At 56.5% G+C, this 15,462-nt stretch carries 14 protein-coding genes; 9 read left to right on the top strand and 5 right to left on the bottom strand.

What is annotated here, in order from left to right; genetic code table 11:
• Positions 1-32: 32 nt before the first annotated feature.
• The 5 genes from Q0O07_RS01020 to Q0O07_RS01000 are packed head-to-tail and all read left to right on the top strand — an operon-like array spanning position 33 to position 4,824.
• Positions 33-275, top strand: a complete 243-nt coding sequence (locus Q0O07_RS01020; protein ID WP_295489310.1) for a FeoA family protein — start codon at positions 33-35, stop codon at positions 273-275.
• Entirely contained in the window at positions 272-2,125 is a 1,854-nt protein-coding gene (locus tag Q0O07_RS01015) for a ferrous iron transporter B (protein WP_295489258.1), read from the top strand. The genes Q0O07_RS01020 and Q0O07_RS01015 overlap by 4 nt, the downstream gene beginning before the upstream one ends.
• Positions 2,126-2,161: 36 nt before the next feature.
• Positions 2,162-2,665 (top strand): single-stranded DNA-binding protein, encoded by a 504-nt coding sequence (gene ssb / locus Q0O07_RS01010; RefSeq protein ID WP_295489256.1) that lies wholly within the window; start codon positions 2,162-2,164, stop codon positions 2,663-2,665.
• A gap of 31 nt (positions 2,666-2,696) precedes the next feature.
• Positions 2,697-3,371, top strand: a complete 675-nt coding sequence (locus tag Q0O07_RS01005; RefSeq protein WP_295489254.1) for a TVP38/TMEM64 family protein — start codon at positions 2,697-2,699, stop codon at positions 3,369-3,371.
• Positions 3,340-4,824, top strand: a complete 1,485-nt coding sequence (locus Q0O07_RS01000) for an FAD-dependent oxidoreductase (protein ID WP_295489253.1) — start codon at positions 3,340-3,342, stop codon at positions 4,822-4,824. The genes Q0O07_RS01005 and Q0O07_RS01000 overlap by 32 nt, the downstream gene beginning before the upstream one ends.
• Here the strand turns inward: Q0O07_RS01000 and Q0O07_RS00995 are convergent.
• From Q0O07_RS00995 to Q0O07_RS00985, 3 genes are read right to left on the bottom strand one after another with little or no spacing between them, the layout of a single operon-like run.
• Positions 4,821-5,423 (bottom strand): CDP-alcohol phosphatidyltransferase family protein, encoded by a 603-nt coding sequence (locus tag Q0O07_RS00995; protein WP_295489252.1) that lies wholly within the window; start codon positions 5,421-5,423, stop codon positions 4,821-4,823. The genes Q0O07_RS01000 and Q0O07_RS00995 overlap by 4 nt on opposite strands.
• Positions 5,424-5,435: 12 nt before the next feature.
• Positions 5,436-5,966 (bottom strand): YceD family protein, encoded by a 531-nt coding sequence (locus Q0O07_RS00990; protein WP_295489251.1) that lies wholly within the window; start codon positions 5,964-5,966, stop codon positions 5,436-5,438.
• On the bottom strand, positions 5,960-6,508 hold the full coding sequence (locus tag Q0O07_RS00985; RefSeq protein ID WP_295489249.1) for a ubiquinol-cytochrome C chaperone family protein: 549 nt from the start codon (positions 6,506-6,508) through the stop codon (positions 5,960-5,962). The genes Q0O07_RS00990 and Q0O07_RS00985 overlap by 7 nt, the downstream gene beginning before the upstream one ends.
• An 88-nt stretch (positions 6,509-6,596) precedes the next feature.
• On the opposite strand from Q0O07_RS00985, the gene Q0O07_RS00980 reads away from it, so the two are divergent.
• The gene (locus tag Q0O07_RS00980) at positions 6,597-7,070 is read left to right on the top strand and encodes an outer membrane protein assembly factor BamE (protein WP_295489247.1); all 474 of its coding nucleotides are present in this window, start codon (positions 6,597-6,599) and stop codon (positions 7,068-7,070) included.
• A gap of 309 nt (positions 7,071-7,379) precedes the next feature.
• Here Q0O07_RS00980 and Q0O07_RS00975 read toward each other — a convergent pair whose 3' ends face one another.
• Positions 7,380-9,641 (bottom strand): NADP-dependent malic enzyme, encoded by a 2,262-nt coding sequence (locus Q0O07_RS00975; RefSeq protein ID WP_295489246.1) that lies wholly within the window; start codon positions 9,639-9,641, stop codon positions 7,380-7,382.
• 101 nt (positions 9,642-9,742) lie between these two features.
• Here Q0O07_RS00975 and mutS point away from each other — a divergent pair, with 101 nt between their 5' ends.
• Entirely contained in the window at positions 9,743-12,343 is a 2,601-nt protein-coding gene (mutS, locus tag Q0O07_RS00970; RefSeq protein WP_295489245.1) for a DNA mismatch repair protein MutS, read from the top strand.
• 13 nt (positions 12,344-12,356) lie between these two features.
• On the opposite strand, the gene Q0O07_RS00965 is transcribed toward mutS, so the two are convergent.
• Positions 12,357-13,622, bottom strand: coding sequence for a NupC/NupG family nucleoside CNT transporter (locus tag Q0O07_RS00965; RefSeq protein WP_295489244.1), 1,266 nt, complete (start codon positions 13,620-13,622; stop codon positions 12,357-12,359).
• Positions 13,623-13,795: 173 nt separating this feature from the next.
• On the opposite strand from Q0O07_RS00965, the gene Q0O07_RS00960 reads away from it, so the two are divergent.
• Together Q0O07_RS00960 and argB are read left to right on the top strand one after the other, a co-directional pair.
• A complete protein-coding gene (locus Q0O07_RS00960) occupies positions 13,796-14,473 on the top strand; it encodes a queuosine precursor transporter (protein WP_295489243.1) in 678 nt (225 codons plus the stop codon).
• Positions 14,470-15,360, top strand: a complete 891-nt coding sequence (gene argB, locus Q0O07_RS00955; protein WP_295489242.1) for an acetylglutamate kinase — start codon at positions 14,470-14,472, stop codon at positions 15,358-15,360. The genes Q0O07_RS00960 and argB overlap by 4 nt, the downstream gene beginning before the upstream one ends.
• Positions 15,361-15,462: the final 102 nt, after the last annotated feature.

Raw genomic sequence — 15,462 nt, 5'->3', positions numbered from 1 at the left:
ATGTTATTGCGAATCGGTTGCAAATAGCATTCGTGCAACTTGACCATCTTCCGTTGAACCAAATCGCCCTCATTCGGGCCATTGATTGGGAATCCTTGCCCGATCAAGAGGGGCATCGTTTGCGCGCGCTGGGTTTTGAAACTGGGGTGACAATAGAGGTGTTGCATAAGGGCATATTGATGTGGCGTGATCCATTGGCCGTCCGGGTTGGCCGCATGACCGTCGCGTTGCGCACGAAGGTGGCCGCCGCGATTGATTGCGAGTTATCCGCATGACGCAACTACCCCCTCTAGTCGCATTGGTCGGTAACCCCAATGCCGGCAAAAGTGCGCTGTTCAATGCATTGACCGGCGCGCGGCAGAAAATTGCCAATTATCCCGGCGTCACGGTTGAACGCAAATCGGGCCGCGCCTCTTTTGCCGATGGGCGTCCGGTTGAAATGATCGACTTGCCCGGCGCTTATAGCTTGGATCCCGACAGCCTTGACGAAGCCGTCACGCGCGATGTTGTTTTGGGCAATCTTTCCGGGCACCGCCGCCCGGACGCATTATTGATTGTGCTCGATGCGGGCAATCTCGACAATCATTTGCGCTTTGCGCTTGAACTGATTGCGCAAGGCCTGCCGACGGTGGTCGCGCTGAACATGGTTGATCTTGCCGAACGCGATGGCCTTCGGCTTGATGCGCAGGCACTGGCCCGCGCGCTGGGCGTGCCGGTGATTGAAACCGTTGCGGTCCGCCGTCGCGGGCTTGAACCCTTAATGACGGCGCTTGATGGCGCGCTCAAAAATCCCGTCGCGTCGATTGAACCCGTCGCGACATCCTTTGGCGCCCAGAATCAGCGCGCCCGCGACATTGCCCGCTCGGCAATCATCAGCGAAGCCGCTGGCCGCCAATGGACACGCAGGTTGGACGCAGTTCTGCTGCATCCGGTGGGCGGCGTCGTGATATTATTGGGCCTTTTGTTCCTGATGTTTCAGGCGGTGTACGGTTGGTCCGAAGCGCCCATTGGCTGGATTGAAAGCGGCTTTGCGTTGCTCAGCGATGGCATCAAAAATGTCCTACCCAACGGATATCTACGCTCGTTTTTAACAGATGGTGTGATCGCTGGCGTGGGTTCCGTGATTGTATTCTTGCCGCAAATTTTGATCCTGTTCCTCTTCATCTTGGTGCTTGAGGCATCGGGCTATATGACTCGCGCGGCCTTTGTGATGGATCGCATGATGGCAGCAGTCGGCCTGTCGGGGCACAGTTTCATACCCTTATTGTCCTCCTTCGCTTGTGCGATTCCGGGCATTATGGCGACGCGGACGATCATGGACCAAAAGGAGCGATTGGCGACGATCCTGATTGCGCCGCTGATGACCTGTTCGGCGCGTCTGCCGGTCTATACCGTCATCATTGGCGCCTTTATTCCTGCCTCCAGCGTTGGCCCCGGCATCGGTCTTCAGGGTCTTGTCCTTTTCGGCCTGTATATCGCAGGTATATTGGGCGCCATGCTGGCAGCAGCGGTCATTCAGCGCTTTGTGACGCAAAGCCGGACGAGCAGTTTCCTCATCGAAATGCCGCGTTACCAATGGCCGCGCCCGCGTGATATTGCGATCAACCTATGGCAGCGCGCTTGGGTGTTTTTGCGCCGCGCAGGGACGATCATCTTCGCCGCTACGATTATCTTATGGGCGCTGTTAAGCTTTCCCAAGGCACCAGACGGCAGCAATGTTTCGCAAGTCGAATATTCGGTTGCAGGCCGCATAGCCGACGGGCTTGAACCGATTGTGCGCCCGATCGGCTTCAACCATGATATTGCCTTGGCGCTCATCCCGGCAATGGCTGCGCGCGAAGTTGCGGTATCGGCGCTCGCAACAGTCTATGCCATTGACGCGGCAGATGAAGATGCCGCGGCGACCAGCCTTGGGCCAAAGCTTTCGGCGGATTGGTCGTTGGCGACGGCCTTGGCTTTCCTCGCTTGGTTTGTTTTCGCGCCACAATGCATCTCGACCATTGCTGTGACACGGCGTGAAACCAATGGCTGGAAATGGCCCATCTTCATGGTCAGCTATCTTTTTGCGCTGGCGTATGCGGCTGCTGGGATTACATATTGGACAGCGCGGTCCTTCGGCTTATAGCAGTCCGACAGAAAATTTTACTTAAAGGACGGGAACATGGCGGGAAGCGTCAATAAAGTCATCATCGTTGGCAATTTGGGCGCGGATCCTGAAGTCAAATCCTTCCAGAATGGCGGCCGCATCTGCAATTTGCGCATCGCAACGTCGGAAGATTGGAAAGACCGCACCACGGGCGAAAAAAAGGAACGCACCGAATGGCACAGCGTTGTGCTCAATTCGGACGGCCTTGTCGGCGTGGCCGAGCGATTCTTAAAAAAAGGCAGCAAGGTGTATATTGAGGGTCAATTGCGTACGCGTAAATGGCAGGATGCATCAGGCAATGACCGTTACACGACCGAAGTTTCGGTGGCCGGTTTTGATGGCAAGCTGGTGATGCTCGACGGTCCCAAAGGCGGATCAGGCGGCGGCGGCGATAGCTGGGGTGGCGGCGCATCATCTGGCGGTGGATCCGGTGGCAGCGGTAATAGCAGCGGCGGATCGTCAGGCGGCTTTGGCGGTGGCGACTTTGATAATGACCTTGACGACGACGTGCCGTTTTGATTCTAGATAGGGGCGCATAGCCGGGGCCGTGATGAAAAAAGCAATCTTGGTCCTTGTTCTGCTTGGCGCAATTGTTGCGTATGTCGTTTTCGATCTTGGCCAGATTCTGAGCCTCGAAAACTTCAAGGCCAGCCAAGCAGATATCGTCGCGGCGAAGGATGCCAATCCCGTCCTCTATATCGCCGGGTTCTTCATCCTATATGTCGCGGTGACGGGGCTTTCAATTCCCGGTGCCGCGATCATGACATTGATTGCGGGCGCATTGTTCGGCGTGGTGGTTGGCACAATCATCGTTTCTTTTGCCTCCACCTTGGGGGCGACCTTGGCGTTTTTAAGCGCCCGTTTCGTGTTGCGCGAATGGGTCCAAGGCAAATTTGGGGAACGTCTGCGCGCGATTGACCAAGGCCTAGAAAAGGATGGCGCTTTCTATCTTTTCACGCTGCGCCTGATTCCTGTCTTCCCGTTTTTCGTCATCAACCTTTTAATGGGTCTTACGCGCATCAAAACCGGGACATTTTTCTGGGTCAGCCAATTGGGCATGCTGCCTGCGACCATCGTATTCGTGAATGCGGGCACGCAGATTAGCCTGATCGAAAGCACCTCTGGTCTGTTGTCGCCAATGCTAATTGCCTCTTTTGTCGCGCTCGCGCTTTTCCCTTGGGTGGCAAAAGGCCTTGTCGCTTTGGTACAACGCAGCCGTGGCTGAACGCTGGAAAAAACCCAAACGGTTTGACCGCAATCTTATCGTCATTGGCGCGGGTTCTGCGGGCTTGGTCTCGGCCTATATCGCGGCAATGGTGCAGGCCAAGGTGACGTTGATTGAAGCGCATGAGATGGGCGGGGACTGCCTGAACACCGGATGCGTGCCATCCAAGGCGCTCATCAAAAGCGCCAAGGTCGCGCACCAGATTGCCGATGCCGCGCGCTTTGGTATTGACGTGGGTGCGCCTATCATTGACTTCCCCGCCGTGATGCGCCGCGTCCGGGACGTCATCACAGCTATTGAACCACATGATAGCGTTGAACGCTTTACCGGCCTTGGGGTCGACTGCGTGCAAGGCTATGCGCGTTTCGTCGACCCGTGGACGGTCGAGATTGACGGCGCACGGCGATTAACGGCCAAATCCTTTATCATCGCCACAGGCGCAACGCCGCTGATTCCGCCGCTACCCGGTGTGGAGAATAGCGGATACCTAACCAGCGAAACTTTGTGGGACGCCATGGCCATGCGTTCTGCCGCGCCGGACAGGCTCGTCATCTTGGGTGGCGGGCCGATCGGCTGTGAACTGGCGCAGGCCTTTCAGCGGCTTGGGTCAAACGTCACCATAATCGAAATGGCGGAACGTTTGCTGTTGAAGGAAGATGCCGACGCTGCAGCATGCGTAACGGCGCGCCTGGAATCGGAAGGCGTGTCAGTCCTTACCCACCATCGCGCATTGCGGTTTGAGGCAAATAAGACGCTCATTGTGGCTGGACCGAATGGCGCGGCAGAAATTGCATATGATGACATCATCATTGCGGTCGGGCGCACGCCCCGCGTTGCCGGCTTTGGTTTGGAAGAGCTTGGGCTAATCGTCGATGGACGTTTGGAAAACGACGTATTTCTGCGCACCAACCTGCCACATATTTTATGCGCCGGCGATGTGGCGGGACGTCAGCAGCTTACCCATGGCGGCAGTCATGAGGCTTGGTATGCCAGCGTGAACGCGCTGGCGCGGCCCTTCAAAAAATACCGTACCGATTATCGCGTCCTGCCGCGCGTGACCTATACCGAACCGGAGTTGGCGACGGTTGGCCTGACGCAAGCCGAAGCCGAAGCGCAGGGTCTTTCCTTTGATATCACGCGTTATGATCTGGACGACCTTGACCGCGCCATTGCCGAAAGCGAGGCGCATGGTTTTGTGAAAATCCTGACGGCAAAGGGTAGCGACCGGATATTGGGCGCGACGATCATTGGTCAGAATGCAGGCGAAATTCTCGCTGAGGTCACCTTTGCCATGAAGCACAATATGGGCCTGCGCAGTATCCTTCAGACCATTCACCCTTATCCCACATGGGCCGAGGCGAATAAATATGCTGCGGGGCAATTTGGCCTTGCGCGCAAACCCGAGGGCCTGTTGAAATGGGCCGAACGCTGGTTCCGCTGGCAACGCGGTTAGCCGAAACTTTTTGCTGCGAGGATGAAACGTTGCAGGACCGTCAGTAGGCATAATGCAGCGAAGATGATCGCTAATGTCGGGAAAAAGCTAGGAAACAGGCAAAATAGCGCGAAAAACGCGATGGTCTCCGCGCCCTCCATCAACCCCGTTGAATAGATAAATGCCTTTGGCCCATGCGCGCCGTCGTCGGACACCTGCCGCGCGGCAATGGCGGCAAAGGCCAGAAAGCTTACAGCGGTCAGCGTGAAGCTGGCGACCAGCAGCAAAGCGGGTATTTGGTTAAACTGGTCCATCAATCCAAACGCCACCGGAATGGAGAGATAGAAAATATAATCGCAGATGGTGTCGAGATAGCCGCCAAACTCTGTTGGCCCTTTGATACGGGCCACCGCGCCATCCAACCCGTCAACGATCCGGTTGAGCAGGATCAAGCCTAAGGCTGCTGCAAAATTTGACTGGGTGATGAAAAACGCAGCAGCCAGCGCAAGCCCTGCGCCGCTGATCGTCAACATATTTGCCGAAATGCGGGCGTCGACGACCCCAGCCGCTATGCGGTTAAGTGCAGGGTCGACGAACCGGCGAAGCGCCACGTCAAACATGGCGTGCGGCAATCATTTTTTCGCCAACAAGTCCTTGAGGCCAGCCAGCGCGCCCGTCGGGGCCACATCTTCCTCGCTCTTTACACCAGCCGCCTTGAGCATTTTCTCTGCCTCCGGGCTGCGTGGATATGGGTTCAGCGCAAGGCCAAGCGATTGGGCCACTGCTTCGCCCAGATCGATAGTCTGGCCATCGTGGAACATCGTGTCGCAATCGCCGGCTTCCAACTCAAGTTCAACTTCGCCGCTCATAACGGGTTCGGGGATGAAACGGATATGCACCACTTCGTCCATTTTGGCAGGAACAGGGTCGTGCGAGGCAATGCAATATTGCGCAAGGTCAGCGGAGAAACGGCCAGTTGCCACCACGCCTTCGGCATCATGTGCCAGCGAAATCTCCGCCTTGAGCGAATCCAATGCAGCCAGATCAAAACGCGCCATCAGGCCAGCACGCGCCGCCGCGTCTGCGGACAGTTGCAGATTGCGGCTATGGCTTCCCACTTCGGAAAGCTTGACCACATGGCTGAACTCGTTGGCCGTCACCATTTGGCGGCGCCCTCTATTAACATATCTGGCAATTGTGCGCCCAGTGCACGTTCGACGTCGAGCAAGCCCTGCCGTGTATGTGCAAGCGCGTCTGGCGATGGTGCCGCGCTGCGATAGAGGTTGCGGACCAAGGCGTCGTCAAGGGCGCTGTGATCGTCCATGGCATTGCGCAACGCGCCTAACCTGCCGCCGACGGCGCCCATGATCTGACCGATATGCTTTCCGACGATCATGTCGCCAATGCCGACTTCGCGAAGCTGACCGTCCATGTCATCGACAAAAACCTCCGTCAGCCGCGCCATATCAAGCGCGTGGGCCTTGCTTTCTTCCAGCCGTAAAAGCACCAGCGATAGAATCGCCGCCACCATGTCGAACCTGCCGTCAAGGCTGTCCGGGACCGCGCCTTCGATATACCAATGCGGCTCACGGGCCTTGGCAACAATTTGATTATATAAAGGGACAAGCTTTATTTTGGGGTCGGGTTGCCCGTTGCCGAACAGTCGTTTCAATAATGTCATCACGGCGTACTCTTCCTTACTCATGCAGCATTCATCTGGGATTGCATATTGATATTGCGCCTTAAGGATGCAATGGCAAAGCCCCAAGTTTAGTGGATTAGCGGAGAAGTCTATGCGTGCGTCGCAAATTGCCGGTCTTGCAACATTGATTGCCGCTTTGACACTGTCGACGGGATGCACCCGCCTGCGTTCGCATCAGGGTTATATTGGTGATCAGACTTTGCTGAATTCTGTTCAGCCGGGCGTCGACAATAAGGAATCGGTTCAGGCATCGCTGGGCCGCCCGACCTTTGTCGGCCAGTTTGACCAGAATGACTGGTATTATTATTCGCGTGACGCAAAGCAACTGGCGTTTTCGCAGCCAAAGGCTGACAAGCAATATGTGTTAAAGGTCCGTTTTGACCCCGCAGGCAATGTCGCGTCTATCTCCCAAACGGGCACGGAATTGATTTCAAAGATCAGCCCGATAGGCGACAAAACGCCGACATTGGGTCGCGACACAAGCTTCTTTGAAGAAATATTCGGTAATATCGGTGCGGTCGGTGCCGGTGGCGGTCAAGGCGCGACGCCGAATAGTCCCAATTAAAAATAATGTCGGTTATGGGGCGTCGCCACCCAATTGATGTCCCGAAATGACGTCGTCTTATAAAATCTTCGTCACCATGAACTTGTTTCAGGGTCCATCTATCCGTTGAAACTTTGGTTTGTTGGGCGAAATGGATGCTGAACCAAATTGTGCTCTGCACGCCTTCGGCCCCAGCATGACGGTGTTAGATAGGTCTTTGTGTCTTTGTGCGAACTTTCACAGCTTTTTGGTTCGCACGAAGACACAAAGACGAATGTTTGGCCTCGTAGTGGTGGCGAGCGCCCTATGCCAACTGGTCCGACATTTAGGCTAATCCGCAATCCCCGCAGCAGCCAACACGGCAAGCGTCACAAGGTCGCTGGTGCTTGATGCCATCGTTGCGACCTGCACTTGCCGTTCAAAGCCCAGCAACATGGGGCCAATGACCTGATCCCCCCCCAATTCGCGCAGCAACTTGGCCGAAAGGTTCGCGGACTGAAGCCCGGGCATGACCAGAACATTCGCCGGGCCAGATAGGCGGCAGAATGGGTAGTTTTTCATGAGCGCCGGGTTCAACGCAACATCGGGTGGCATGTCGCCTTCATATTCGAAATCGGGCCGACGTGCGTCCAGTATCGCAACCGCATCGCGGATGTTGTCAAGCCAATTTCCCGCGGGATTACCAAATGTTGAAAAGGACAAAAATGCAACGCGCGGCACATGACCCATACGGCGGGCGACGGCGGCGGTCTTCTCGGCGATGTGCGCGAGTTCCTCGGCGCTTGGCCGTTCGTTCACGGTGGTATCGGCAATAAACACTGTGTGCGTTTTGCCGACCATGACGTGAATACCAAAGGGCACCGCGTCTTTTTTTGCGTCAAGCACGCGGCGCAATTCGCGCAGCGTCTGGCCAAAGGTGCGGGTGACGCCCGTGATCAAGGCATCGGCCTGATCCATTTGCAGCAGCAACGCGCCAAAGATATTGCGGTCACGGTTGACCATCCGCTGAATATCGCGGCGCAGATAACCGCGGCGTTGCAAGCGGCTATACAGCCGGTCGACCATTTTATCGACCAGTGGGCTTGTGGCGCTATTGTGGATTTCATAATCATCGGGGTTCGCACCCAGCCCAATCAGCTTCTCCGTCACGCGGGCATCACGGCCAATCAGGACCGGAATGCCATAGCCATCCTGTTTAAACTGGACGGCAGCGCGCAGGACGACATCTTCTTCGGCCTCGGCAAAAATCACGCGCTTGGGTTTCGCGCGGGCTGCCTCATAAACTTGGGTGAGCGCCGATGTCGTCGGGTTCTGCCGTGCGCGCAGGCTGGCGCGATAGGCGTTCATGTCTGCAATCGGCTTTTGTGCTACACCCGAATCCATCGCGGCCTTCGCAACGGCGGAAGCCACGATTTCTATCAGACGCGGGTCGAATGGCGACGGAATGATGTAATCTCGGCCAAATTTGTGCCTGAGGCCGCCATAAGCTGCGGCCACTTCTTCGGGCACGGTTTCGCGCGCCAGTTGCGCCAGCGCGTGTGACGCAGCAATCTTCATCGGCTCGTTGATGGTCGTCGCCCGCACATCCAATGCACCGCGGAACAAAAACGGGAAGCACAGCACATTGTTGACCTGATTGGGGAAATCTGACCGGCCCGTCGCGATAATCGCATCCGGCCGCGCCGCACGCGCCACCGGCGGAGAAATTTCGGGATCGGGGTTTGCCATGGCAAAAATGATTGGCTGATACGCCATGGATTTCACCATATCGGCGCTCAAGGCATTGGCCGCCGAAAGCCCCAGAAACACATCCGCGCCAACAATCGCTTCAGCAAGGGTGCGTGCGCTGGTCTTTGCGGCATGCGCGGATTTCCATTGATCCATGCCTTCGGTCCGGCCCTGATAGATGACGCCTTTCCGGTCGCACATTATGACATTATTGTGCGGCACACCCATGCCCTTGATCAGCTCCGTGCAGGCAATCGCCGCAGCGCCAGCGCCGTTGCAAACGATCTTAATGTCTTGAAACGACTTTCCGGTGAGCTCGCACGCGTTGATCAATCCAGCAGCGGCTATGATCGCTGTACCATGTTGATCATCATGAAACACAGGGATATTCATCCGCTCTTTCAATGTTTGTTCAATGATGAAGCAATCGGGCGCGGCAATATCTTCCAAATTGATGCCGCCAAAGGTCGGTTCCAACAATTCAACCGCGTCAATGAAGCGCTGCGCATCTTCGGTATTCACTTCGATGTCGATGGAGTCGACATCGGCGAAGCGTTTGAACAAGACGGCCTTGCCTTCCATGACTGGCTTTGATGCCAAGGCGCCTAAATTGCCCATGCCGAGAATCGCGGTGCCATTGGAGATGACCGCCACAAGATTGCCTTTGGCGGTGTAGTCATAAGCTGTTGCCGGATCATCATAAATGGCCTGCACCGGCACAGCGACGCCGGGCGAATATGCAAGGCTCAGGTCACGCTGAGTCGCCATCGGCTTAGTCGCCACGATCTCGATTTTGCCGGGGCGTCCTTGCGCATGAAAATCCAGCGCTTCCTGCGGGGTGATTTGGACGTCGCTATCGTTCATTTTGGGCCCTGACCATTTATCATCAATTTATAAGCCCTAACGCGCTGCTGACGCAAGGGCAAGCATTGCCCCGCCCGACAGGCTTCGCTAACGCGTTGTTTATGGCGGGGGACAACACACCGACACCCATGATGGTGCAATATTTTGGTTTAAAGGCCAAGGCGGGCGATTGCTTGCTGTTTTACCGCATGGGTGATTTTTTCGAATTATTCTTTGATGATGCCCGCGCGGCGGCCGCGACGCTGGATATTGCCCTGACCTCGCGCGGCGAACATGATGGCAAGCCCATCCCCATGTGCGGTGTGCCAGTCCATGCCGCCGAAGGGTATCTGGCGCGGTTGATTAAGGCGGGGCATCGCGTCGCGATTGCAGAGCAGACGGAAAGCCCTGACCAAGCCAAAGCGCGTGGTGGAAAAACGTTGGTCACGCGCGACATTGTGCGCTTTGTGACCGCAGGGACGCTGACTGAAGATAGTCTGCTGGATAGCTGGGCGTCCAACATGCTCGTGGCAGTTGCGCCGGTCGGAGAGCTTTTTGGGATAGCCGCTGCCGACATTTCGACGGGCTATTTTGAACTGGTCACGGTGACGGCTGGCGCGCTTGAGGCGGAGTTGGCTCGGCTATCTGCCAGCGAGTTGGTTGTGCCCGACGGCTTTGCAGAACTACCGGGCGCCAGCATGCGGCCACGGGCAGATTTTGACAGCATCGTTGGCAGCGATGTGTTGCGGCAGCATTTTGCGCTGAACACGCTCGATAGCATTGGCCCTGTTACGCGTGCAGAGCAGGCGGCGGCTGGCGGCCTGATTTCTTATCTCGCGCATGCCGGGCAGGGCAAAATGCCCTTCCTAAAACTGCCCGTCCGCCGCGAGGTGCATGAACATCTTTTGATTGATCAGGCAACGCGCGATAGTCTGGAGATCAACAGCGCAAGCAAAGGCGGGCGCACAGGGTCTTTGTTGGCCGAGGTTGACCGCACAATCACGGGCGCAGGTGCGCGGCAACTGGCCGCTGATCTGGCTGCGCCCCTGATGGACCAAGCGAAGATTGAAGCGCGCCTGTCATTGGTGCAATGGTTCCATGACGCGCCGTTAACCCGCGATGCCGTGCGCGGGGCGTTGCGGCAACTGCCCGATATTGCACGCGCGCTTGGCCGTGTTGTGGCGGGTCGGGGCAGCCCAAGGGACTTGGGCCAGATTCGGGACGGCTTGGATGCGGCGCGGGCCTTGCGTGAACGTCTGGGCGCAATGGCAGATCGGCCGGAGCTGTTGGATCACCTTCTGCCCGCATTGGATGGCCATGGCCATATGGTGGATCTGCTGGCGCGCGCTTTGGTGGCTTCACCGCCCACCGACGCGACGCAAGGCGGCTATATCGCCGAAGGCTATGATGCCGCTTTGGACAATCTGCGGGTGGCGGGGCGCGATGGACGACAAGCGATCGCGCAGTTGGAAGCGCGTTATCGTGATGCCACGGGCATATCTGCGCTCAAAATCCGGCACAATGCCGTTCTTGGCTATTTTGTCGAAGTGCCTGCCAAGCATGGCGATGCGCTGATGGCTCCTGGAACAGGCTTCACCCATCGGCAAACGATGGCAGGGGCGGTGCGATTCAATTCGCCGGAATTGCATGAAGAAGCAGTCCGCATCACGCAAGCCGGCGGCCATGCTTTGGCCGCCGAAGCGGCGCATCTGGAAGAGCTGATCACGCTGATACTGTCCCGCCGCGATGCCATCGCCATAAGCGCTGATGCCTTGGCGCGCATTGACGTGTCCGCCGCACTCGCCGAGCGCGCTGCGCAGAGCAATTGGTGCCGCCCAACTTTTGTGGCGCATCCGTGCCTTGAGATCGAAGCTGGGCGTCACCCCGTTGTCGAAAGCGCACTGGCAAAGTCGGGCGACCGTTTTATCGCCAATGACTGCAAGCTGTCGCCTGAAAAGCGGTTATGGCTCGTCAGCGGTCCCAACATGGGCGGAAAATCCACCTTTTTGCGGCAGAATGCGTTGATCGTTTTGCTGGCGCAGGCGGGCAGCTATGTGCCTGCAACCTCGGCGCGGCTTGGCCTTGTCGACCGATTGTTCAGCCGCGTTGGCGCGTCGGACAATTTGGCGCGTGGGCGGTCAACCTTCATGGTCGAAATGGTCGAAACCGCCGCGATTCTTGCCCAAGCGACCGAGCGCAGCTTTGTTATATTGGATGAGGTTGGGCGCGGCACCTCGACTTATGACGGCCTTGCCATTGCCTGGGCCGTGGTGGAGGGCGTTCACGAAACCAATCGTTGTCGCTGCCTGTTCGCAACGCATTATCACGAACTGACGCGGTTGGCAGATAGCCTTGACGCGCTGTCGCTGCACCATGTGCGCGCGAAAGAATATAAGGGCGATCTGGTCCTGTTGCATGAGCTTGCTGATGGACCTGCCGACAGAAGCTATGGAATAGCGGTGGCAAAGCTTGCCGGTCTTCCGCCGCAGGTTGTGGCGCGCGCCAGTTCCGTGCTTGCCAAGCTGGAAAAAGGCCGCGCAGAAACCGGCGGCCTTGCGGCAGGGCTTGGTGACTTGCCATTGTTCAGCGCCGCTATCGACGCCGCCGAGGCGAAGGTTGACGCCTTGCGTGACAAATTGACCGATCTCGACATTGACGCACTCAGCCCCCGCGCCGCGCTTGATTTATTGTATGAACTCAAGCGCGCGGCTGGCGAAAACTGATTAGGTACCCATCCTAGGTCAGCGACAGAAACAGTCCCGCCAGCGCCGCACTCATCAGGTTCGACAGCGACCCCGCGGCAAGGGCTTTGATACCCAGCTTAGCAATCATTGGCCGCTGATTGGGGGCAAGGCTGCCCGTCACCGCCATCTGGATCGCAATCGAACTGAAATTGGCGAAGCCGCACAAAGCGAACGTCACGATACCGACGGTTGGCGCGGACAAGTCTTTCAGCGCGCCCAAGTCGATGAATGCCACAAATTCGTTGAGGACGACCTTTGTACCAAACAAGCCGCCTGCCTGAATAGCCTCATTCCAAGGCACGCCGAGCAGGAACATGATGGGCGCAAAGACATAGCCGACAATCTGCTGAAAACTCAAACCGGGCAGACCGAACCAGCCGCCAATGCCGCCCAAAATACCATTTGCCAAGGCAACCAAGGCGACAAATGCCAGCACCATCGCACCGACGGCAACCGCCAGCTTCACGCCGGTTTGCGCACCTTGCGCTGCGGCCATGATGATGTTGGCTGGTTTCTCTTCCTCATCTTCATGTGCCATTTCCGGTTCATCATCAGGATGCGGGTTGGCCAATGCAGGGTCACCTTCTGCCACCAATACGGGTGGGACGTCGGGCATCATGATCTTCGCCATCAATATGCCGCCGGGCGCTGACATGAAAGCCGCGGCGAGCAGATAATCAATGCGAATGCCCATTGATGCATAAGCGGCAAGAATGGTGCCAGCAACGCCCGCCATGCCAACGGTCATGACGCAGAATAATTGTTCAGGCTTCAACCCAGCGAGATAAGGTCGAATGACCAATGGCGATTCCGATTGGCCAACGAAAATATTGGCTGCGGCGCACAGGCTCTCGACTTTGGAGATGCCAGTGATTTTCTGCAAACCACCACCAATCCAGCGGATCACATATTGCATGATGCCCAAATAATAGAGGATGGAGATTAACGACGCGAAAAAGATGATGACGGGTAAGGCCGCAATCGCAAAGCTGTTACCGCCGATTTCCGGAGAGGCCAGCGGACCAAAGATGAACTGCGTGCCTTTGGCCGAATAGCCAAGCAAATTGGACACGCCAGTCGACGCAGCATTCAACGCAACCTTGCCCCATGAGGTGTACAATACCAAAGCCGCCAAACTTGCCTGCAGGGCAAAAGCCGCACCGACGACACGGAATTTGATCGCGCGGCGGTTGGACGACAATACAACCGCAATCGCCAAAATGAGGATCATCCCCGCGATGCTCAATAAAAACTGCATGTATAGCTTCCCCGAAAACCGTCATCCTAGATTTTGTTTCCCGGTCTGACCCCTACAACTGTAAGAATTAAGACGCTGGAAAAGACCCGCGCGACGGCATTTTATGTTTCCCGGTCTGACCTAGCGCCATCGTTAGTCTTGCGCCAATTAAATAAGACGCTAGTCAGTTTTGGATGACTAATCAGACCACATTGCACGCGACCGGTGGAGGCATCCCGAAATCGCTTTTCATGTTCTCAATCATTTATGGCGGCATGGTGTGCATTGCCGGTGTGCTTGGAAATAAACAGGTGTCTTTAGGGCCGCTGGCTGTGGAGGCGGGGATTTTTCCGTTTCTTTTGCTGGTCATCCTTTCCAGCGCGGTAGCAGCCTTGCATGGTAAGATTATTGCGGACCGATTGGTTAAATATGGCTTCATTCCGCTTATTGCCTCGATATTGCTCGCGTTGCTGGTGCTTTCCTTGCCGCCGTCCCCGAAAATGGACGACAAATATCTGGATGCGTTCAACACCATGATGGGGCAGACGCCGCGCATATGGCTTGCTGGCATCATCGCTTATGGCGTGTCCCAAATGCTGAACGTCTATCTGTTTGATCGCCTGAAAAAAACAGTTGGTAAATATGTCGCATTGCGGGGGGCCATCGCTGCGGTGCTGTCACAGATTATCGACACTTTATTGTTCGTAAGCGTTGCGTTTTACGGCGTGTTCCCCATCACGGAGTTGCTGTTCGGCCAAATGCTAGCCAAGGTGGTGTTGAGCATCATCATGGTGCCGTTGCTCATCACTTTTTTTGTGAGCTACGGGCATAAGCTGGATGGCACAGACCCAAAAGCAGACCCTGTCGCATGACGATTGATCCAGCCAATCTGGCGAAGGCCGAAACGCTAACCGAAGCGCTCCCTTATCTGCAGCGTTATGCGGGCAAAACCTTTGTCGTGAAATATGGCGGGCATGCGATGGGCGATGCTAGCCTGGCGCGCGACTTTGCCGACGATGTGGTGTTGTTAAAGGCTGTCGGTATCAATCCCGTTGTCGTGCATGGCGGCGGCCCCCAGATTGGCGCAATGCTCAAAAAATTAGGTGTCGAGAGCGAATTTGTCGACGGCCTACGCGTCACCGATGCTGAAACCGCGAAGATTGCGGAAATGGTGCTATCGGGTTCGATTAACAAGGAACTGGTCGGCTGGATCAATGCCGCTGGTGGTAAGGCGCTTGGCATATCGGGCAAGGATGGCGGGTTCGTTACCGCCACTAAGGTTCAGCGCACGCAAAAGGACCCCGACAGCCATATTGAACGCAATATCGACCTTGGCTTTGTCGGCGAACCAACCAATGTTGACCGCAGCATCATTGACACGATTAGCGCGGCAGGCATGATTCCTGTGATCGCCCCAATCGGTGTTGGCGCAGATGGGCATACCTATAACATCAATGCCGATACCATGGCTGGCGCGGTCGCAAGTGCACTGGGGGCCTCGCGGCTTTTCCTTTTGACGGATGTTGCCGGCGTCTTAAGCAAATCGGGTGAGCTGCTGACAGATCTCGATCCTGCCGCGATTGCTGAGCTGCAAAAGGACGGCACGATCAGCGGCGGTATGATCCCGAAAATTCAGACATGTGTCGATGCCGTGGAATCGGGCGTGGATGCGGCGGTCATATTGGACGGTCGCACCAGCCATGCCATGCTAATCGAAATGTTCACTGTAAAAGGCGCAGGAACACTGATTCACAAGTAACCTGCGCCCTGACCTTAACCAGTTGAAACAGCGCGCTGCCTCGGCTAATCGCTTCAGCACATCTTTTCCGGAGAATTTCATGCTTCTCGCGCTTATTTCTAT

Origin of the sequence: Sphingorhabdus sp. EL138, from assembly GCF_945890115.1 — a bacterium.
In the GTDB taxonomy this organism is placed as follows: domain Bacteria; phylum Pseudomonadota; class Alphaproteobacteria; order Sphingomonadales; family Sphingomonadaceae; genus Sphingorhabdus_B.
Note: the sequence above shows the minus strand (reverse complement) of the source record. Positions and strands in the feature narration are given on the sequence as shown.